This is a genomic window from Raoultibacter timonensis (assembly GCF_022845715.1).
Classification (GTDB): domain Bacteria; phylum Actinomycetota; class Coriobacteriia; order Coriobacteriales; family Eggerthellaceae; genus Raoultibacter; species Raoultibacter timonensis.
In genome coordinates this window covers 3,825,138-3,844,584 of sequence record NZ_AP025564.1, presented here as the reverse complement: position 1 = coordinate 3,844,584, position 19,447 = coordinate 3,825,138, and the positions used below count along the sequence as shown (strand labels likewise).

At 59.6% G+C, this 19,447-nt stretch carries 18 protein-coding genes; 16 read left to right on the top strand and 2 right to left on the bottom strand.

Annotation, left to right across the window (positions count from 1 at the left end):
• Positions 1-49: 49 nt before the first annotated feature.
• On the top strand, positions 50-709 hold the full coding sequence (locus tag MWL89_RS15580) for a DUF6323 family protein (RefSeq protein ID WP_102380229.1): 660 nt from the start codon (positions 50-52) through the stop codon (positions 707-709).
• A complete protein-coding gene (locus tag MWL89_RS15575) occupies positions 672-1,694 on the top strand; it encodes a DUF6179 domain-containing protein (protein ID WP_244387276.1) in 1,023 nt (340 codons plus the stop codon). Before MWL89_RS15580 ends, MWL89_RS15575 begins: the two co-directional genes overlap by 38 nt.
• Before the next feature lie 36 nt (positions 1,695-1,730).
• Here the strand turns inward: MWL89_RS15575 and MWL89_RS15570 are convergent, their stop codons facing one another.
• A complete protein-coding gene (locus tag MWL89_RS15570) occupies positions 1,731-2,891 on the bottom strand; it encodes an Mbeg1-like protein (RefSeq protein WP_102380441.1) in 1,161 nt (386 codons plus the stop codon).
• 651 nt (positions 2,892-3,542) lie between these two features.
• On the opposite strand from MWL89_RS15570, the gene MWL89_RS15565 reads away from it, so the two are divergent.
• The 14 genes from MWL89_RS15565 to MWL89_RS15500 all read left to right on the top strand — a co-directional run bounded on the left by MWL89_RS15565 (position 3,543) and on the right by MWL89_RS15500 (position 17,245).
• Positions 3,543-4,640, top strand: coding sequence for a phosphate/phosphite/phosphonate ABC transporter substrate-binding protein (locus MWL89_RS15565; protein WP_244387274.1), 1,098 nt, complete (start codon positions 3,543-3,545; stop codon positions 4,638-4,640).
• Between the two features lie 110 nt (positions 4,641-4,750).
• The gene (gene phnC, locus MWL89_RS15560; protein ID WP_244387272.1) at positions 4,751-5,584 is read left to right on the top strand and encodes a phosphonate ABC transporter ATP-binding protein; all 834 of its coding nucleotides are present in this window, start codon (positions 4,751-4,753) and stop codon (positions 5,582-5,584) included.
• Positions 5,584-6,378: an ABC transporter permease subunit gene (locus MWL89_RS15555; protein ID WP_244387270.1), complete on the top strand. Its 795-nt coding sequence runs from the start codon at positions 5,584-5,586 to the stop codon at positions 6,376-6,378. Before phnC ends, MWL89_RS15555 begins: the two co-directional genes overlap by 1 nt.
• A complete protein-coding gene (locus tag MWL89_RS15550) occupies positions 6,375-7,364 on the top strand; it encodes a PhnE/PtxC family ABC transporter permease (protein WP_244387268.1) in 990 nt (329 codons plus the stop codon). Before MWL89_RS15555 ends, MWL89_RS15550 begins: the two co-directional genes overlap by 4 nt.
• Before the next feature lie 87 nt (positions 7,365-7,451).
• A complete protein-coding gene (gene phnG / locus MWL89_RS15545) occupies positions 7,452-7,886 on the top strand; it encodes a phosphonate C-P lyase system protein PhnG (RefSeq protein ID WP_102380221.1) in 435 nt (144 codons plus the stop codon).
• Positions 7,886-8,536, top strand: coding sequence for a phosphonate C-P lyase system protein PhnH (gene phnH, locus MWL89_RS15540; RefSeq protein WP_244387266.1), 651 nt, complete (start codon positions 7,886-7,888; stop codon positions 8,534-8,536). The genes phnG and phnH overlap by 1 nt, the downstream gene beginning before the upstream one ends.
• Positions 8,536-9,732, top strand: a complete 1,197-nt coding sequence (locus tag MWL89_RS15535) for a carbon-phosphorus lyase complex subunit PhnI (RefSeq protein ID WP_244387265.1) — start codon at positions 8,536-8,538, stop codon at positions 9,730-9,732. The genes phnH and MWL89_RS15535 overlap by 1 nt, the downstream gene beginning before the upstream one ends.
• An 8-nt stretch (positions 9,733-9,740) precedes the next feature.
• Positions 9,741-10,604, top strand: coding sequence for an alpha-D-ribose 1-methylphosphonate 5-phosphate C-P-lyase PhnJ (locus MWL89_RS15530; RefSeq protein WP_102380218.1), 864 nt, complete (start codon positions 9,741-9,743; stop codon positions 10,602-10,604).
• Positions 10,591-11,565 (top strand): ATP-binding cassette domain-containing protein, encoded by a 975-nt coding sequence (locus tag MWL89_RS15525; protein WP_244387263.1) that lies wholly within the window; start codon positions 10,591-10,593, stop codon positions 11,563-11,565. The genes MWL89_RS15530 and MWL89_RS15525 overlap by 14 nt, the downstream gene beginning before the upstream one ends.
• 134 nt (positions 11,566-11,699) lie before the next feature.
• Positions 11,700-13,247: an alpha-D-ribose 1-methylphosphonate 5-triphosphate diphosphatase gene (locus MWL89_RS15520; protein WP_244387261.1), complete on the top strand. Its 1,548-nt coding sequence runs from the start codon at positions 11,700-11,702 to the stop codon at positions 13,245-13,247.
• Positions 13,244-14,014, top strand: a complete 771-nt coding sequence (locus tag MWL89_RS15515) for a phosphonate C-P lyase system protein PhnL (protein WP_244387259.1) — start codon at positions 13,244-13,246, stop codon at positions 14,012-14,014. The genes MWL89_RS15520 and MWL89_RS15515 overlap by 4 nt, the downstream gene beginning before the upstream one ends.
• Complete coding sequence (locus MWL89_RS15510; RefSeq protein ID WP_244387257.1) at positions 14,011-14,934, top strand: PHP domain-containing protein; 924 nt, start codon at positions 14,011-14,013, stop codon at positions 14,932-14,934. The genes MWL89_RS15515 and MWL89_RS15510 overlap by 4 nt, the downstream gene beginning before the upstream one ends.
• Positions 14,935-15,140: 206 nt before the next feature.
• Positions 15,141-15,929, top strand: coding sequence for an exodeoxyribonuclease III (locus MWL89_RS15505; protein WP_102380215.1), 789 nt, complete (start codon positions 15,141-15,143; stop codon positions 15,927-15,929).
• 203 nt (positions 15,930-16,132) lie between these two features.
• Positions 16,133-17,245 carry a hypothetical protein gene (locus tag MWL89_RS15500; protein ID WP_244387255.1) on the top strand — a complete coding sequence of 371 codons (1,113 nt, stop codon included), beginning with the start codon at positions 16,133-16,135 and terminating at the stop codon, positions 17,243-17,245.
• An 88-nt stretch (positions 17,246-17,333) separates the two neighbouring features.
• Here the strand turns inward: MWL89_RS15500 and MWL89_RS15495 are convergent, their stop codons facing one another.
• Positions 17,334-19,274 (bottom strand): FAD-binding protein, encoded by a 1,941-nt coding sequence (locus MWL89_RS15495; protein WP_244387253.1) that lies wholly within the window; start codon positions 19,272-19,274, stop codon positions 17,334-17,336.
• Positions 19,275-19,447: the final 173 nt, after the last annotated feature.

The window sequence follows — 19,447 nt, the reverse complement described above, 5'->3', positions numbered from 1 at the left end:
CGAGAGGTGTATTCTTCCATCCTTGCGCGATAAGGGTGAGGTGATGTAGGTGGATATCGGTTCGATGATGATGGTGCCGGCGGCGTACGGCGAAACGGCGAGGTCCGATCTGGCGATCTGCAACGCGAAAGGCGCGCCGTTCGGGCTTGCGCTCAACGATGAGCAGATGCGCGGTCTTGCCGAGCGGCGCGTCGAATCGCTGCGAGCGACGGGACGCGTGGAATTCGGCAGGGGAGTGTTGGTGGAGATCGTTGCTGCGTTCTGCGATTCCCCGTTTCTATCCCAGGAGACCTACGACGAGACGCTCGCGGAACTTCAGGATGCGTTCTATCAGCTGAAGGAGGATTCAGACGAGCAGTTATCCGACCAAGAGCTGATCGACGCCATGCGCCATGCGTTCGATGGCGAGGCCAACGGCTCAACCGACTATCTGGGAGGTATGCCGGCAAAACGCTTCGTTGAGATCGTCCAGGGTGCGCGAGGCGACGAGAACGAGGATTGGTCGGAAGCGGAAGCGTACGAAGACGGCGAAAGCGAGAGTGATGCAGATGGAAGGAGCGTCCGTGACGAACTCGACCGCGTTTACGAGGCGGACCGATTCGACCGCCCCGACGAGAGCTACGCCGCAGGATTCTACGACGGTTACAACGAGCTCTACCGGATCGGATTCGATGCCAACAGCAGAATCGGAGGCTCCTCGATGCGCTGAGGTGGGTGCGTGCTCGGATGCCGGATCCGGTCGGGGCCCTTCGGTTGTAGCCGATGCGCGGCAGGTTGAGGCTACTTCGTCCTCTGCGCTTTTGGCAGAAGAGCTTGCTCCCGACGAACAGATGGCCTTTCAAATGGGGCTGTGGGAGCTTCTTTCTCGACGCACGTCGCTTTACACGATGGGCGAGAGCAGCTCGGTTCCCGAATCGATCGCGCAGCGGCTGCTCGCTTCAGCGTGCTTCACGCTTGGCATCGATAGGGAAGAGCCGGATCCCGCTGCAATCAGACGCCTGCTGGCTCAGGGGATCGACACGGCGTTTGGCGAGGGCATGGCGCTCGTCGAGCGTAAGGCGAAGCGCATCGGGGGACTCTGGGAGCAGGTAGCCCTCACCACGCCGCTACTGGAAAGCGTTGCGCTCAAGGGTACGCTTGAGAGCTTGAGAGAGTTTCCCGCTCGCTACGACTACCGTTCTTTTGCCCATGAAATCCCGAGCGATATCGATTACCCGCTTGCGCATCCTGTGTCCGAGAGCGTGCTCGGTGTCGACTACGTGACCGAGTACCTCGAACGTTTGCTGATCGAAAACGATTTTATGCAACGGTTCGACCTAGGGCTTTGCAAGGCGCTTTTGCGAGCGGTACACCCAGCGTACCGCGAGCTGCTCATCAACCTGTACGAGCCCATCGCTGTAAACGCCGTGGGCCTCGCGTTGGCGGGAGTTGGCGACGTGCGGCGCTTGCGGGCAGCCGACGAGGATAGGGCGCGCATTGCCGAAGTCGTCAAGGGCAAGCCGGCAGCGGAGGTTTCCCGCCTGCTTGGCGAAGCGGCCGCCGACGTATGCGAAAAGCTTGGAATCGAGGACGATCAGAGCAGGGGCTATCTTGCGCGAACGGCGACAGACGTACGACCGCGCCTCATGAGGTTCGCGAAGTCGGGTGACGCCCGCGTGAGCGGCGGTCTTGCCGGGGTGTTCTTGGAGTTTTAAGCGAGCGGTGTTGCGGCGGCACGGTTCGCTTGCCGCCTACTTCCCCTTGCCTGCGAGCATTGCCCCCAGATCGCGGCCGAAGCGATGAAGTACGACTTCCGAGAGGCGTCGTATCGCATCGGCGAGAATGGTCCGCGCAGGTTCGCCGGTGTTCTTGTTCGCGTCCATGAGCAGCTGCACGGTCTTTGCGCCGCCGCTCAGGATGTCGGTGGCATCTTCGGCGCCCGATGCGGCGACTGCTTCGAAGATCGCATCGACGACGACGGCAAGCTCGTCGTCGGAAAACGAGCTGAGCCATTCGGTCATCACCTGATCGGTGAAGCGGGCGCTCTCGGAAATACGGTCGGCGAACACGAATCGATCGCCATCGAGCTGCCACGTGAATCCGCTGTGGGCGTTGATTCCCTTGGCGTCGCTTGCAACCACGCGATAATCTTCGTGCGATTCCATGAGCATGCCCACGATCGAGTCGACGGGCACGATCTTGACGATGCGGTTCTGCAGATTCGCGTATTCTTCACCGGTGAAAACCGAGGGTTTGAACCCTGGCCCATCGAAGTCGTATACGCGCTCGATGCGCGCCTGCACCTTGGGGTCGGCGTTGATGGCAGCGTAGACGGCGAGGTTTCCGCCTTTGGAGTGACCGCCGAGCATCAAGCGCTTCGGTAGGCCTCCCGCCGCTGATTCAACATAGCGGACGGCATGGTCTTGAGCGGGAACCGGGCACGTGAAGGCCATGTTGAAATCTTCCTTCCAGCCGGTAAACGAGCTGTCGGTACCGCGGAACCCGAGAAAGGCGAACTCGCGTTTATGCGAAAACGCCATGGCGGCGAACTGCGTTTGGCGCTCGGTGTCGAACAGGCTCAGGTAGTCGCGGATGACGATATCGCGGAATCGGGGGCTGGCTGCAAGGGCAATGAGCAGGTCTTTCGTGCGCTTTGGCACAAGCCCGATAAACATGCGATCGAAGCATTCAGCCCGTAGCGCATCGCGAAACGTCACGCCTCGGCCGCTCGGCGAGAACAGGTTCTCTACGATCGTGGAGATGTCGGCGAAAAGGCCCTTGCCCTTAAGGCCTGGAACGATGTCATCGAAGCGGGCCATGCAGATTTCCGAGAGGATGAGCGCATCGACCTCGCTGAAAGGCTTTTCGTCGAAGGTGGCGAACTCGGTTTCCAGGTAGTCGAGTATGTTCATGAGCGTTTCCTGACCTTTGCACGATACGGCGACGCCGAATGCATCGGCATGGCTTGGACCGGCGGCTTGCCCGCACACTTGCAAGCGGGCGTTCGAATGCATTGGCGACGCAACGCTTATGATGACACAATTGAAGGCAAAAATCTTGAGGTTGACTCGCACCCTTCACGCGCCGATTGCAGTCTGGCGGAGGATCCCCTGGTTTGCGGCGGAAAAAAAGAGCACTTCGTCGCCAAAGAGCGAGGGTTGCATGCGGGGGATCGCTCGTATTTCACATGGATGTATTGCGCCGGATGAACGAAGCGCTTGCTGATGCGATTTCCCTGAACCAGCCGACGCGCGACGAAAACCCTTCGTTTTCTGCCATCCGAGAAGCGACGCATCGGCGCTTTGTCAAATACGAAAGCTCTCATTGCACCAGCAGCTTTACCTATGTATGAACAAACCATGATCCAGGGTTTGCCCAAGATTGACCGAAGCTTGATGCGCGCCTGACGAGCGCCGAACAGAGCATGCTTAGCATGGGTTTCGCAGCGATCGGCTCGAAGGCGACAATCCTTCTTCCCATTCCGTAGATCGAATTTTTTTCGGCCTTCGGCATTTCGCTGCATACCGAAAACTACAAAGTACGCTTGAGAGAAAGAGGCTTGTATGGTAGAAGGTGCGATATCCCGGCGTCGGTTCGTCATCGGAGGTGCTTCGGTGCTTGCGGCAGGAGCGCTGGCTCTGATGGCGGGTTGTTCGGCAACGGGCACGGCGGCAGGGGCTTCAGGCTCTGCGGGTGCGGCAACGTCTGGCGAAACGCAAACGCAGACGGCGGCGGAGAAGATCACCATGGTGTGGCTCCCCGACAACTCTTCGGCCGATCTCACCTCTTCTCGACAGGCAATCGGCGATGCGATCAAAACCGCGTGCGGAGCCGAGGTCGAGCTTATGACCACAACCGACTACAACGTGGCCATCGAAGCGATCGCATCGGGCAGTGCGCAGATGGCGTTGCTCGGAGCAGAAGGCTACGTGCAGGCGAACAAGAAGAACCCTCGGGTGCTTGCAGCGTTCACCAACAGCGATGAAGAGGGCGGCCTCGATGGGGCGTGTTATTACAGCCGCATTTGCGTAGCCACCGAAAACGCCGACCAGTACAAAAGCGGCAGCGGCTATTCCCTCGAGGGCGTCAAGGGCACATCGTTCTCGTTTGTTTCCGCTACGTCCACATCCGGGTTCAAGGTTCCTTCGAGCGCTATCGTCAAGGAGTTTGGTCTCGATTCCTCCGACGTGCTGCTCGAGGCGGGAGCGTTCTTCTCCGAGGTCCTGTTCGGCAACTCCCATGCGGGTTCGGCGGTCAACCTGCTTTCCGGCGATGCCGATGCCGCGGCGTTCGATGATGTCGATGTGGATATGTATCTCGATCTCGTGTCGGGCGAGGCGAATACCGTTGGTGCCGTATACAAGGCGAAAGACGATGCCGAAGCCCCCTTCGATACCGTACGCGGCAAGCAGTTCACCATCATCGCGATCACCCCGGTGCTCAATGCGCCCGTGTGCTTCAACGAAGATGCAATCGACGAGGAAACGCGTACCAAGATCGTCGAATACTTCTGCTCGGATGAGGTTGCCGATAACAAGGAAATCTTCATCGACCCCGACGACGAAAGCGCTAAGGGCATCTTCGAGAAGGAATCCGACAAGAGTTGCTTCGTCGAGGTAACCGACGATTGGTACGAACCCATTCGAAAGCTCGGCGCCTAGGACCGACGCTTCGTTTCTGAGCTCGCCGGCAGGCTGCAACCGTCCGGCGAGCTTTCATGCTGCGATACGGGTGCGGATGCGCCGCACCTTCCCGGAAAGGCGATGGATCAATGGAACGGCAAGCATTACTGAACATCGAATCGGTGTCGAAGAGCTACACCGGCAAGGCGAAAGCGCTCGAGGGCGTTTCGCTTACGATCGAGCGCGGGCAGTTTGTCTCGATCATCGGATCATCGGGTGCAGGGAAATCCACACTACTGCGCTGTATCAACCGCTTGATCGATCCGACGAGCGGGCGCGTGGAATTCGACGGCAAAGAGGTGACGAAGCTCGGCAAACGCGAGCTCCGTCAGATACGGCGGCGCATCAGCATGGTGTTTCAACACTATAATCTCGTGTACCGTTCAACGGCGATCGAGAACGTGCTGCAAGGTCGGCTCGGCTACAAATCGAGCATTGCGGGCATTCTCGGGCTGTACACCGAGGACGAGAAAGCCCAGGCGTTCGGCATTCTCGATCAGCTGGGCCTCGCCGAATTCGCCTACCGCCGTTGCGATCAGCTTTCCGGCGGCCAAAAGCAGCGCGTGGGGATCGCCCGCGCCCTCGTGCAGGATCCGCTGCTTATCCTTGCCGATGAGCCCATTGCGAGCCTCGATCCCAAATCGTCGCGTGCCATCATGGAGCATCTCAGGTGGGCGGCCGACGATCTGGGCATCGCGTGTTTGGTGAACCTCCATCAGGTCGATTATGCCATTGAGTTCTCCGATCGCATCATCGGCCTCAAAGACGGTAAGCTCGTGTTCGACGGTACGCCGGCCGAACTCGATGCCAAGGCGATCGCCGACATCTACGGCACTCCGTATGTCAAAGAGCATGCTGTGCGACCGCAGGGTTTTTCCGATGCGGTCGAGGCCGATGTTATGGCTGCGGCGGGGGTTGCCTGATGGAAGCGGTCGGTGGGCAGTTTTTCCGTCGGCGCAGTCTTTCGATCGTTGCGGTTTTTCTCGTATTCGTGATTGCCAATGCCTTAGCGGGCGGGTACGTGGGGTTCGATTTCGTTGCGTCGATCGCCGATATTCCCGCAGGTATTGCGTGGATGGCCTCGAACTTCGTACCTTCGGTGGAATCGTTCGAAAAAATCGGTCAGATTCTCTCGTCTCTCGGTTCGACCGTGCTCGTGTCGATCGCGGCAAGCTGTACTGCTGCGGCGCTCGCGTTCGTGTTCGCGGTACTCGGATCGCGTTCGGTGGGCATCGGCGGCCCCGTTTCGGTTGCGGTGCGCGCCATCGCCTCGCTGTTTCGCAATATCCCCGTTGTCGCATGGGCGTTCATCTTGCTGTTCTCGTTCAAGCAGAGCGAGTTCACGGGGTTCTTCGCTCTGTTCCTCACGAGTTTCGGATATCTGACCCGCTGCTATCTCGAAAGCATCGACGAGGTGAGCGGCGGTTCGGTCGAGGCGCTGCGCGCGACGGGTGCGGGTTATTTCCCGATCGTCGCTCAAGCGGTGGTGCCGATGTCGATCACGTCGGTCATCAGCTGGGTGCTCTACATGATCGAGACGAATATCCGCGATGCTACGCTGATCGGCATTCTGACCGGCACGGGCATCGGATTCGTGTTCGACCTGTACTACAAGAGCTTCCGCTACGACATAGCCGGCCTGGTCATCGTGATGATCGTGATCGCCGTAATCGTATGCGAAGCCGTTTCTAATTACGTTAGGAGGCAGATCATATGACGAATCGGGAGAAAAATCCCGCGCTTGCCGGGGCGGCCGCCCCCGGGGCGTCTGCCCCCGAGACGGCTGCGGCTGGGACGGCCACCCCCGGGGCGGCCGTCACCGAGGCGGCTGCGGCGTGCGTTTCCGCTCTTTCGGAGCATGCAGCCGATCTTCCCTTCGCTCGCCGTACGCGCACAGGGAAGATCAAAACGCGCGTCATGGGCAAGCAGAACGCTGCCGTTGCGCTCGCGCTCGGCATCCTTGCGGGGTTGACAGTGTTCTCGCTCGTCACGATGAACTACGGCAAGGTGGCGTTCTTCACGGCGTTCGGGCAGGCGGCTGAAGATTTTCTCATGATGATGCTGCAGCCGGGCCTTGCGGGGCACTTCACGCTCGCCGATGTGGTGACGGGGCTGTTCGTCTCGATTGCGCTTGCGGTTCTCACCACGTTCATCGGGGCGGTGATTGCCTTCGTGCTGAGCCTGTTCGCAGCGGTCAACTTGTCGAACCGCATGCTGAGCAACGCAATCAAGGCGCTCATGTCGTTCTTCCGCGCCGTGCCGACGATCCTGTGGGTGCTCGTGTTCACGGTGGCGATCGGGCTCGGGCCCGAGGCGGCGGTGATCGGCCTTTTGTTCCACAGCGTTGCCTACCTCGTGAAGGCGTACTCCGAGAGCTTCGAAGAGGTCGATCCTGGCGTGCTCGAAGCCCTGCGTTCGTGCGGAGCCTCGTGGTGGCAGACCGTTTTCGCCGCAGTGGTTCCCGTAAAGACGAGCGAGATGCTCTCGTGGACGTTCATCCGTTTCGAGATCAACTTCGTAAACGCGGTGGCAGTGGGTGCGGTTGCCGGAGCTGGAGGCATCGGCTATCAGCTCTTTTTGGCCGGAAACTTCTACTACAACATCCACGAAGTCGGGCTGATCGTGTATCTGTGCCTCGCCGTTGCGGTTGTGCTCGAAGTGGCGGCAACCAAGCTGCGCAAACGATACATCGTCCATTCGTAAGCGTTGGGTGCACGCAAAAGTGCGCTCGGCAGATATACCCGAATGCGGCCGAACAAAGGTCGCGAGAAGATTACTTGAGGAGCTAGTGTGAACCGATACGAACGAACGCGCGTGCTCGTCGGGGGAGATCCCGGTGTCGCGCAGGCCATAGCGGCTGAGATAGAAGAGATCTGCGAGGTCGAAGTGCTCGATGCGCCGCGCGAGGAGCTCGTGATGGTAAAGGTACGCGAAAGCGCGCGCAACAGCCTGTTTTATCTGGGCGAAGCGCTCATGTGCTCGTGCAGGGTGCGGATCGCCGACGCGATGGGTTTCGGCTACGTGCTTGGCAGCAAGCGCAACGCGGCGTACAACCTTGCGCTCATCGATGCGGCTTTTTCTTCGGGTGAGGAATTCGAGCGCATGCCGAAATGGGAGGAGCGCATCGAGAAGGAAGCGAAGCGTCAGCGCGACAAGCGGGCGAAGAACCGTGCGCTCATCGAGCGTACCCGCGTCGATTTTTCCACGATGGACGGTGATGCGTAATGGACGCGACATTGAGCGAGATCCATCGCGTGCAGCGATCGTTTCGGGCGGTAATGGATGCCATGGCTCGGCCTGGTCGCCCCGAGGCGATGCCACTGGCAACCGGAAGCCAGACCCGCTATCCGGGTATCGGCAAGCCGCTTGCCACGCTCATCGACATGCTCGTCGATCAGGCGACGACATTTTCTCTCGCCCAGGGCTGCGACGACGCACTTGCCCGGGCCATAGCGTCTGAAACCCATGCGAAGAGCGTTATGCCCGACGCGGCTTCGTTCGTCATCGTCCCCGAGCGAGCCGATGCTCCGTGCATCGAGATGGCCATCGCCCACGCCACGGCGGGGTCGCTTGCATCGCCGGAGCAGGGTGCAACGGTACTTGTTGGGTGCAGCCGCATCGCAGGTCAGGATGAGCGTCCGGGCTCAGTCGACGATGATCGTCCCTTGCATTGGGTTTCGATCGAGGGACCTGGCGTGAGAGACGCCCATGTGTTCGGCGTCGATCGCATCGATTGGGCATGGGCGCGCAACCGCCGTGAGGACGAATTCCCTTGCGGCATCGATATCGTGCTGGTAGACGGGCGCGGAGTGGTGGTCGCCATCCCACGCACGTCGTTCGTCTCGCTGTTGGCGGTCGGAAAAGGGGTAAAGTGATGGGCTACGTTGCCGTGCGCGGTGGTCAGGAGGCCATCGAAGAGAGTTTGAAGCTGCTCGAATGGGAGCGCGTCCGTTCTGAGCGAAGCGTCGATATCGAGAGCATCCAGGCGGCGTTCCCCGATCTGATCGACCAGATCATGGGCGAAAGCTCGCTGTACGCGCCCGAGTTGGCGGCGCTTGCGCTCAAGCAGGCGCAGGGTTCGCCCGAAGAGGCGGTCTTTCTGCTGCGTGCCTTCCGCTCCACGCTCGAGCGTCCGTATGTGTCGAGGACGGTCGAACCGGAAACGATGGCGGTCGATCGACGCATTTCAGCCGCATTCAAAGACGTGCCCGGCGGACAGGTGCTCGGTACAACGCGCGACTACACGCATCGCCTGATCGATTTCAACCTGCGCGAGGAGGACGGCGATTCGCTTCATGAAGCGAGGAAGCGCCTGAAGCGCGAGTGGAGGAAAAAGGCACTTGACGAGGCGTTTGCGACTGCTGGCAGCAGTGCCGCTTCGGCGGGCTGCGAGGCGCTTTGGGAGGAATGCGCGGCGCACGCGCTGCCCAAAGTTGCGGAATACCTGCGCGAAGAGGGCCTGCTTGTCGAGCACGAGCGCAACGACGAAGAGCCTATCGACGTGACGATGGAGCCGCTCGCGTTCCCTGCTCCCCGCTCCGCTCGCCTGCAAACGCTTGCGCGCGGCATGACGCAGGCGGTGAGCGCGCTCGGCTACGCGGCCATTCGCGGGTTCGGGCCGGCGCATCCGACGGTGGCCGAACTGCGGCACGGCACCGTCGAGGTCGCCATCGACCATCCGCTCGGATCGGGCGACGAAAGCGATGCGTATTGCGTGGGAACGATGCCTGTGACCGAGGTCGAATCGCTGTTCGAGGTGGAAACCGAGGATGAGGCGGGCGAGAAAGGGCTTGGTTTCGAGTTGGGCTACGGCATGGTGATGGGCCGTGGCGAAACCAAAGCCATCGCTATGAGCGTGCTCGACAACTGCCTCGAACGGGGCGATAAGCGCTTTCCCACGCAGGATGAGGAATTCGTTTTGTACCACGTCGACGGCATCGAGGCGACGGGCTTCATCTCTCATCTCAAGCTGCCGCACTACGTGACGTTCCAGTCGAAGCTTTCGAGCGTGCGCAAGACGAGGGACGGTGCCGGCGGCGTCGAGCGCTCGAGCACTACGGAAACGGAATGAGGGCAACCATGGAACAGCTGTACAATTTCGCCTTTTTCGACGAGGCATCGAAGCGAGAGATCAGGCGCGCCATCTTGAAGGGCATCGCCATCCCGGGATATCAGGTTCCTTTTGCTTCCCGCGAGATGCCGATTGGCCGCGGTTGGGGAACCGGCGGCTTGCAGGTGACGCTTGCCATCATCGGATCGGCCGACGTACTCAAAGTGATCGACCAGGGATCCGACGAAAGCGTCAATGCCGTCAACATCAAAAAGCTCGTATGCGCGACGACCGATGTCGAAACCACCTCCGAAACGGTGCGTGCGAGCATCATTCAATCACGCCATCGTATTCCGGAAGAACCGTTGCGCGAAGATCAGGTTCTCGTGCTTCAGGTGCCCACGCCCGAACCTCTGCGCGATTTCGAGCCGAGCGAGGCCGTGACGCGCAGGCTTCATGCCGAAGCCGACTACACCGGGGCATGGCTTGGCCTGTTCGACCAGATCATCAGGTACGGATCGACCACGACGGGAGCCGATCATCCCGTGAAGGTGAACGGGCGCTACATCATGGCGCCCTCGCCGATTCCGCGCTTCGATACGCTCAGACTCCATATGAGCGATAACCTGACGCTTTTTGGAGCGGGGCGCGAGAAGAAGATCTACGCGGTTCCGCCCCACACGACGGTCGAACCTCTCGACTTCGCCGACTACCCGTTTGCAGTCGAAGATTTTTCCGGCAAGGCGTGCGCGCGTTGCGGCGCTACCGATACCTATCTCGACGAGCTGGTCGACGAGGAAACGGGGGATACGTATTACTGCTGCAACGATACTGCGTTTTGCGCATCGCGCGTGGAGCGTGCAATGGGAGGTGCTGTTCATGGAAAGCGCTAAGGAGGCATTCGCCGAATGCGAAGTCGGGGTAACGGGCGAGGCGGTTGCTGTGCCGAAGCAGGAATCTCATCGGGTTTCGCACGTTCGTCCGGTACAGCCGAGGCCGAGCATTCGTTCGCGGCGCATCGAGGAAGATCCCTGCGTAAAGGTCCAGGGCCTTTCCCGCAGCTTTGGAAACGGATGCGCATACTGCTTGGACCCTCGTGCGGTGCTCGAGCGCAACCGATGTCCGCGATGCGGCACGGTGCATGCGGTGCGCGACGTCGGGTTCGAGTTGTATTCGGGCGAGATCGTCGGCATTGTCGGGGAGTCGGGCAGTGGGAAATCGACGCTCATGCAATGCTTGTATTTCGACCAGACCGCCAGCAGCGGCAGTATTTTCGTTAAACCCTACGATGGCGGGCACCGCAACATTCTGGAGCTTTCTTCGCAGGAGAAGCGCCGTATCCGCAACACGGTGTTCGGCATGGTATACCAAAACCCGTACCTTGGCTTGCGCATGGATTACTCGTCGCTCTCCAACATTGCCGAGCAGATGATCGCCTCGGGCGATCGTAGCGTGTTCCATATGCGCTCGCGGGGAGAAGAGCTGCTCGGGCAGGTGAACATCCCCACGGTGCGTGCAACCGATCCCCCGCGGACATTTTCGGGCGGTATGCAGCAGCGCGTGCAGATCGCCAAGGCGCTTTCGAACAATCCGCCGGTGCTCTTGCTCGACGAGGTCACGACAGGGCTCGATCTTTCGGTGCAGGCGAACGTGCTCGATCTGATATTGCAGATCAGACGCGATTTCAATGTAAGCATGCTCGTGGTGAGCCACGATTTGGGCGTTATCAGGATGCTTGCGGATCGCACGTTCGTGATGCTCGACGGGCGCGTGATCGAGGAGGGGCTTACCGATCAGATACTCGAAGACCCGCAGCACGCCTATACCCAGCAGCTCGTGTACTCGCTCCTGTGAGGGTACGGCGCTCCTCGTTGCCGAACGCCGCTGCGCCGCTCAGCGAGCGCGGACGTCCTGCTCGAACGAGGCGACGGGCGGTGAACCGTGCTATGCCGATAGAAGAAACGATACGAAAGAAGGAAGCAAGCTTCATGAACGATACGACTCTTATCATATCCGGGGGAACGGTGATCTGCGAAGATGCAGTGCTGCCTGAACATGATGTGTTCGTGCGCAACGGTCGCATTGCGGCCATCAGGCCGAGTGCCGGATACCGCTCTGCCGACGGCGAGCAAGCCCTGGGCAATTCGGCGCTCGAAACGAATCCCCGGGGACTTGTCGACTACGCGCAATCGATCATCGACGGGCACGATTCGGGCGGGCATGCGCACGGCGGGCATCGCGCGGATGCCGTTGCGGGGCTCGCTGCCGACCGTGTGTCAGATGCCGCTCCTGCTGCGCACTCCGCGGCCGATGCGGCAACTCCGACGCTGCCTGTGGTGATCGATGCGCGAGGCGCCTACGTGGCCCCCGGCATGATCGACATTCACTCCGACTTCATCGAGACGGTGGCAAGCCCGCGACCGAGCGTCGTTATGGATCTGCGCACCTCGCTCTACCAGGCCGAGCGGGAGCTCGTTGCCCACGGTATCACGACGATCTACCATTCGCTCTCGGTGTACGGCGAGACGATCTTCGATCACAAGCCGATCCGTAACTTCGACAACGTCGTGCGCCTGATCGACGAGGTGGCGGCGATGCGCGATGCGGAAGAGCGCGAGCACCTCATCCGGCATCGACTCCATCTGCGCATCGAAATCGACGCGGTCGGGCATTACGAGCGGATCAAGGAGCTCATCGCTTCGGGCGCGGTCGACATGATCTCGTTCATGGACCATACGCCCGGCCAAGGTCAGTACAGCGATCTCGAGATCTTCGGCGACACGCTCAAGGGCTACCGCGATATCAGCGACGAGGAGGTGGCGCGCATCGTACGGACGCAGCAGCAAAGCGACAAGCTTTCGCTTGCGCAGATGACCGAGCTGGCCCGTCTGGCGCAGAGCCGCGGCATTTCGGTCGCCTCGCACGATGACGATTCGATCGAGAAGCTCGATCGCATGGAGTCGTTCGACGCGGCGATTTCCGAATTCCCCATCACGATGGGGGTTGCGCGCAGCGCCCGCGAACGCGGCATGCATACGCTCGCTGGGGCTCCGAACGTCATGATGGGCCATTCCCATTCGGGCAACCTTTCGGCACGCGAGGCGGTGCAGGCGGGCGCTATCGACATGCTGTGCAGCGACTACTATCCCGCCGCTATGATCGGCGCGGTGTTCATCCTGCATAAAACGGTAGGCCTCGATCTTGCCGAGGCGTTCGCGCTCGTAACGGCCAACCCGGCCCAAGCTGCGGGTGTCGACGACGAGGTGGGCTCCATCGCCGTCGGCAAGCTCGCCGACATCGTGGTGGTGCGAAAGCTTCCTGTGCGTGGTACAGCCGACGAGCCCGCAGTTCCCGTAGTGACCGATTCGTTCGTGGGGGGACGCTGCGTCCATCGCAGCCTCTACCCGCTGTTTGCGGACGAGGCGCGCGGTTGCGAAACGAGTGCGGCGTTGCTCGGGTATGATGTCGATGTCGATGTCGAGTGCGACGTTGCGTCGGCACCCGCAGCGCGCAGGGAAGCGCAGGTGCTCCGATGAGCGCGAACGGACAGTGCGCGCAGGCCGTGCAGACTGCGCGGGCCGCGCAGGTCGAACAGGGCGAGCAGACGCCGATGCTCAAGATCACGGGTCTTACCAAATCGTTTACCATCCATGCCGTCGACCGCCGTATCCAAGGATGCTCGAATATCGACCTTTCCATCATGCCGGGCGAATTCGTGGGCATTACGGGGAGGAGCGGCAGCGGCAAGTCGACGATCCTGCGCTGCATCTATCGTACGAATCTACCCGAGTCGGGCTCGATTCTCTACGATTCGGCAGCGTTCGGCAGAATCGATCTTGCGCAGGCGACGCAGCGCCAGATGATCTATCTGCGCACCCATGAAATCGGGTACGTCTCGCAGTTTTTGAGCGTGCTGCCCCGACGCAACGCGTATGATATCGTCATGCAGAGCGCCATCGAGACGTACGGATGCAACGCCCAGGCGAAGTGCCGTCGCGAAACGTCGGCGATGCTGCGTCATTTCGACCTTGCGGAGGACCTATGGGACGTGTATCCGCGAACGTTCTCGGGCGGCGAGAAGCTCAGGCTCAACATTGCTGCCGCGATGATCAAGCAACCGCGTCTCTTGCTGCTCGACGAGCCGACCGCTTCGCTCGACAACGCCTCGAAGATCAAGGTTCGCGAACTGATCGAACGGCTGAAGGGGCAGGGCACCACGATGCTCGGCATCTTCCACGACCTCGAGTTCATGGAAGGCCTGTGCGATAAGGAGTTCAACATGCAGGAAGGCATGATGGTATGAAGCACGACGTGAAAGATGGACGTGCGGCCGGCCGGCCGGTCTCTTGCTTGCAGCAGGCTGCGCGCAGCGCGAAAGCCGCAGGGACTGAAGCGCTTCTGCGACACCTTGAGGATGCCGATGCGTCGAAAACCCGCTCTGACCTCCATGTGCATACGACCGTTTCCGATGGATCGGACACCTTTGCCGAAGCGCTCGCCCAGGCGAAGGAGCAGGGCGTTTCGCATATCGCGTTCACAAACCACGATACGACGGCGCATCTCGACGAGGCGATTGCGCTCGGCGCAGATTTCGGCGTCGAGGTCGTCGGCGGCGTGGAGATCAGCGCATGGGATAGCAGCCGGAAGCGGAAAGCGCATATCCTCGGATACGGCCTTTCCGCCGAATCCCCCGCGGTCGAAACGCTGTGCGCTCCCGTGCTCGCGCGGCGCAACGACAGCTCGCAATGGCAGCTCGACCGCCTTCTCGAAGCGGGTTACGATATCGATATCGACAGGGTGCATGCCCTCGCGCTCGCTTCGACAGCTCTGTACAAGCAGCATCTTATGGCGGCGTTGACCGACGAGCCGTACGCTTCAGACGCCTATCAGGATCTGTATCGCTCGCTGTTCAAGGGCGAGGGGATATGCGTGCGCGATATCGAATACGTCGATGCGTCCGATGCGGTACGGGCGATCGTGGAAGACGGGGGAGTTGCGGTCCTCGCCCATCCCGGTCAGCTCGATAGCTACGCCCTGGTAGACGAGCTGGTGGAATGCGGGTTGCGCGGTATCGAGAAGTACCATCCCGATCACGGGCTTCGCGATTGGGCGACGTGCAACACGCTGGCCGACCGCTATGGGCTCGTGCGCACCGGCGGCTCCGACTACCACGGCCGTTTCGGTCGCGTTCCGCATATAGGGTACCGTGCTGCGAATCGATGACGCGATTCCCTGCAATGCGTGAAACACGAACAAATGTTTCACGTGAAACATCGAGCGGTTTGCACCGAACGGTCCACCCGACAATCGCGTGCGCTATGGTTTCTGGCAACTGAAACCATAGTCTTCGAAGACCCCCGTACACTGCAGTTTCGACCGTTCTTCGGTATACTGGGTGCGATCACTGAAACCGATTGCGGGAGAAGCACATGCGATTCGTCTCATGGAACGTCAACGGACTGCGCGCCGTTATGAAGAAGGGCTTCGAGGAGATATTCTCCGAGTTCAACGCCGATGTGTTCGCGTTGCAGGAAACGAAGCTCCAAGAAGGCCAGATCGATCTCGATCTGCCCGGTTACCACGATTTCTGGAGCTACGCCGAACGCAAGGGCTATTCGGGTACGGCTGTGTTCACGAAGGAGGAGCCCCTTCAGGCGATCCACGAACTCGGTATGCCCCATCTCGACACCGAGGGGCGCGTAGTGGCCCTTGAATTTCCCGAACTGTGGTTCGTGGACGTGTACACGCCCAACGCCCAAAACGAGCTTGCGCGCATCGATCACCGCATGGAGTGGGACGATGCGTTCCGAGACTTCTGCAAGGGACTCGAAGCGGGCAGCGTGCCAGCGGGTGCGCAGACGGCGAGCCCCAAGCCCGTGGTCATGTGCGGTGATTTCAATGTGGCGCATCAGGAGATAGACCTGAAGAACCCCGGCCCCAACCGCGGCAACGCGGGGTTCTCGGACGAGGAGCGGGCTAAGTTCACCGAGCTCATCGAAGCGGGTTTCACCGATACGTTTCGCCATACGCATCCCGACTTGACGGGGGCGTACTCGTGGTGGAGCTACCGGTTCAACGCCCGTGCCAACAACGCGGGATGGCGCATTGACTACTTCCTCGTGAGCGACGAGCTGGTGCCTCGGGTGAAAGCCGCTTCCATCTACGACGAGGTATTCGGCAGCGACCATTGCCCGGTTGCGCTCGAACTCGATATTTGAGAACGGGAATACGCTGCCTGTTTGTCGACGCTCGGTGCATCTCAATATGCGCCTTCAGCTGACGCGCTCGTATCTTGATGGCGAGTGTCCAAGAACCTCTTGCCCATCCGTTGAATATCATGAAATTCTGCGATTCACCCTGCTCGGGTGTGCTCGCGACGAGGGCATTTGGGCACAATGGGGTACGGAAGCGAAGGGAGATCATGAAGATGAAAACCAAAAGTACGATTATGTATATCGCTCTGCCGTATGTCATGAATGAAATGAAGTACGATCGGCATGTGCAGGTTGTCGGTGACAAGGCATCTCGAATGAAGTATCTCGATGCACTCGAAGAGGAGATCCGGATCACTGCCGAGGAGTATGAAAGCACTTGCTTTGAAGCCGTCCGCATAGGGGGCTCGAGCCCAAGCGTTATGGATCCGGATCGCATAGGGCGCATGCTGCAGCTTACGAAGAAGCTTTATGCGGTCGACCCCCGTGCTGAAGTTAGCATCAAGGCGATTCCCAATACGGTCTGTACGCCGAGCTTAACCGGATGGGCGTACGGTAATCCTACCCGCATGAGTTTGAAAATCGATTCGCTCAAGTCAGAGGAACTGCGAGCGCTTGGGCGGCCGTGGACGGTGCAAGATGTGCAGAATGCCATTCTCTTTCTTGATAAGTTCCACGTTGTGAATATCGACGCTCAGCTCATGTATGGCATTGATGGCCAATCGATAACAAGCTGGAGGCAGACGCTGCGATCCGTTCTCGATCTGGAGCCACTGCATGTTACTGTCTTGCCGATGCTAAGGAGTGGAAGTGTCGATGACGGCTCGGGTAACAGTCGGGATTTCTACGACGCTGCGCTCGATATTCTGATGCAACACGGGTTTGAGCATTATGCTGTCGGACGATTTGCGAAATCCGATCATCGTGATCTTTACCATAGCGCCTTGCTTGAAGGAGCCGATGTTGTCGGTTTCGGTCTGGGTGCTCGTTCGTTGAATGATGGGTTTGCCTATGCGAATACACCAGAATATGGCAAATATGTCGAAAACGGGAGTGATCCGTCTATGGCGATCGTCGATCCCCTTGCTTTAGAAGCCGAAGCACAGTTAGCGATACACGTTGATCGACGGGTGCGCTTAATGGACGGTTTTGATCTTGCGGTGATGGCGAATGATTTCGGCTGCGCGTTTCCTGCCAAGCTCAAACGAGGGATCGAAGCGTGGGTTGCTCGCGGATGGATTAGGGAAAGCGATACGATCATTCGATTGACCAATGAGGGAGCTTGCGCATGCAACGGGGGCGAATCCCTGCTTCGAGCATAAGGCTTTTTGCCCATACGGTTCGATGCCGCAGAAAAGGCCGCGATTAGCGGCCTTTTCTGCGGAGGACATTGTTAGATGTCGGATGACGCTATAAAGCCGCTACCGTATGACCGGCGAGCCATCCGTGGGTCATTGCCATGCCGACCGAGTTTCCGGCGAAGGGTGTGGAGTAGCCGATGCCGTAGCGACCGCCTAAGCAGTTGCCTGCAGCATAGAGCCCCCTGATTGGCTCCCATTCGGTGGTGAGTACATTCTGAGTCTCGTCGGCGACAAGGCCAGACATGGTGACCATGCGTGGCGAAGACCCGTGATCAAGTTCGGAGGTACCGCCGTAGAACGGAGGAGTCTCGATGGGGATCATGAAATCCTTGTCTTTGCCGTAATCGGTATCGCCTTCTGCTGCATGGCAGAGTTCGTTGTAGTGCGCGATGCTATCAAGGAATTCCTGCTTGGCCTCCCCTGTATAACCGAGGAGATCGGCGAGGCCTTCAAGGGTCTCGGAGGCGTACACCGTGGCCTGCATCATTTTGCGTTCTGCCAGTTTGGCCTGCGTGACCTGACTGCCCTCTTTGTTGTCGAGCTCAACGGCATCCATCGAAGCTTTCAGGCGATCCATGTAGTCATCCATGCCGAAGTTCGGGGCACCGTGATCAAGCGGAGCCTTGCCGATTGTTTCCTGCCAATTTGCGTCCGTAACATAACAAGCTAATCCAGCAGGCTGACGGAGGCATGTCTGCTGAAACTGGGCGATAGAGCCTTCGTTCATGAAGCGCTTTCCCTTTGAATTGAGCATCAGGAGCGGGGCTACGCCCCAAGGCCCCGACGCGCCGCCGCCCAAACCCATCCAGCCGCGTGGCGTTGGCTCAATCATACCGCCTGCCCAACAGCCCATCTTGTGGCCGATTCCGGCGCGTGAACCTTCGACGGTCCAGTCTTGGTCGGTAGCACCGGAACGCTCGCCCCATTCCATGCTTTCGTTCAAAAGCGCCCAGCACATCGCCGGATTGCCGATGAAATCGCCTGCGCACAGGATGACGCCTTTGTTCGCACTGAACTTTATGTATGAGCCATCAGCATTTTGCGCGATGAGCCCCGTAACCTCGCCTGCATCGTTTTGGACAAGTACTATACCGGTATGCTCGAAAAACCACTCGCCGCCATTCTCTTGCGTGTGCTGCACGATGTATTTGTGGATATACTCGATGTTGTTGCCCTGATATCCGTAGAATTGGATATTGCACGGCCAGGTTTTGTAACCGCCGCATTCGATAGGGTAGGACACATCCGCGCCGCTCCAGGCGGCTTGCGTGTTGCACAGCGGGTACTCGAACATGTTCGACATGTCGAAAGTGCCCTCGTCAGGCACATCCTGATCGGGGAGGAGGACGAGTGTGTCTTTCATGAATACGGCGCTGTCGTTAGCTTTGCGCTCGCTTTCGTAGCTGTCGTATATCTCTTTGTATCGATTGACCATCGCGCCGGAATTCTGAACAAACGAGCGCACGATGTCAGGGTTCACGCGTCCGGCGGAACGCTTGCAGAACTCCGAAACGATTTCGCCGGTGTTGTACGGACCGAATCCGCGTTCGATCAGAATGTTGGAATTCACGTGGCCGATATCCTCGCCGTACCATCCGCCCATGTTTTGGCCGGTTCCTTCTAGGTCGACAAAGCTGCTCCAGGGCTGCTGCTCGATAACGGCTACTGTGGCGCCTTCGTCAACAGCACCGCACGCCGCCATAAGGCCTGCATGTCCTCCGCCGAGCACAACAACGTCGAAGATTTTTTCTTCTGCGATGTCGGAGTCGGCGATAACGGGCGCTTCGCCGAGCCAATCGCCTGGGCCGCAGTATCCGTTAACGCGTGCGGATGAGTTTGCGGCACCCGTGTTGCCGGTTTCGCCAGCAGATGCTTCTTGTGCTTTCTCAGCTTGAGGCGAGCAGCCTGCAAGCCCCAGTGCGGCCAAGCTTCCTACGCCCGCAACGGTAGCGGCGTTCCTCAAAAAGCTTCTACGTGTCAATTCGCCCATGATAAACCCTCCTGTGTTTCCCTTGTTTGCCAGATGCTTGCCTATGCGTTCTAGGCGATTCTCACCATCGCATACGGTGGTATCGCGCGCTTCACCCTGGCGGTACGCTCGCTTTCGAAACAGGCGATTCACCCGACTGGGGTGAATCGTTGTGAGGCGAGATTCGCCTCTGC

Excerpts from the sequence above, each read along its gene's own strand:
- MWL89_RS15530 (WP_102380218.1), top strand. The coding sequence starts at position 9,741 with ATGGAACAGCTGTACAATTTCGCCTTTTTCGACGAGGCATCGAAGCGA.
- MWL89_RS15520 (WP_244387261.1), top strand. The coding sequence starts at position 11,700 with ATGAACGATACGACTCTTATCATATCCGGGGGAACGGTGATCTGCGAA.
- MWL89_RS15550 (WP_244387268.1), top strand. The coding sequence starts at position 6,375 with ATGACGAATCGGGAGAAAAATCCCGCGCTTGCCGGGGCGGCCGCCCCC.
- MWL89_RS15535 (WP_244387265.1), top strand. The coding sequence starts at position 8,536 with ATGGGCTACGTTGCCGTGCGCGGTGGTCAGGAGGCCATCGAAGAGAGT.
- phnC (WP_244387272.1), top strand. The coding sequence starts at position 4,751 with ATGGAACGGCAAGCATTACTGAACATCGAATCGGTGTCGAAGAGCTAC.
- MWL89_RS15570 (WP_102380441.1), bottom strand. The coding sequence starts at position 2,891 with ATGAACATACTCGACTACCTGGAAACCGAGTTCGCCACCTTCGACGAA.
- MWL89_RS15555 (WP_244387270.1), top strand. The coding sequence starts at position 5,584 with ATGGAAGCGGTCGGTGGGCAGTTTTTCCGTCGGCGCAGTCTTTCGATC.
- MWL89_RS15565 (WP_244387274.1), top strand. The coding sequence starts at position 3,543 with ATGGTAGAAGGTGCGATATCCCGGCGTCGGTTCGTCATCGGAGGTGCT.
- MWL89_RS15500 (WP_244387255.1), top strand. The coding sequence starts at position 16,133 with ATGAAGATGAAAACCAAAAGTACGATTATGTATATCGCTCTGCCGTAT.
- phnH (WP_244387266.1), top strand. The coding sequence starts at position 7,886 with ATGGACGCGACATTGAGCGAGATCCATCGCGTGCAGCGATCGTTTCGG.
- MWL89_RS15510 (WP_244387257.1), top strand. The coding sequence starts at position 14,011 with ATGAAGCACGACGTGAAAGATGGACGTGCGGCCGGCCGGCCGGTCTCT.
- MWL89_RS15575 (WP_244387276.1), top strand. The coding sequence starts at position 672 with ATGCCAACAGCAGAATCGGAGGCTCCTCGATGCGCTGAGGTGGGTGCG.
- MWL89_RS15515 (WP_244387259.1), top strand. The coding sequence starts at position 13,244 with ATGAGCGCGAACGGACAGTGCGCGCAGGCCGTGCAGACTGCGCGGGCC.
- MWL89_RS15495 (WP_244387253.1), bottom strand. The coding sequence starts at position 19,274 with ATGGGCGAATTGACACGTAGAAGCTTTTTGAGGAACGCCGCTACCGTT.
- MWL89_RS15525 (WP_244387263.1), top strand. The coding sequence starts at position 10,591 with ATGGAAAGCGCTAAGGAGGCATTCGCCGAATGCGAAGTCGGGGTAACG.
- MWL89_RS15505 (WP_102380215.1), top strand. The coding sequence starts at position 15,141 with ATGCGATTCGTCTCATGGAACGTCAACGGACTGCGCGCCGTTATGAAG.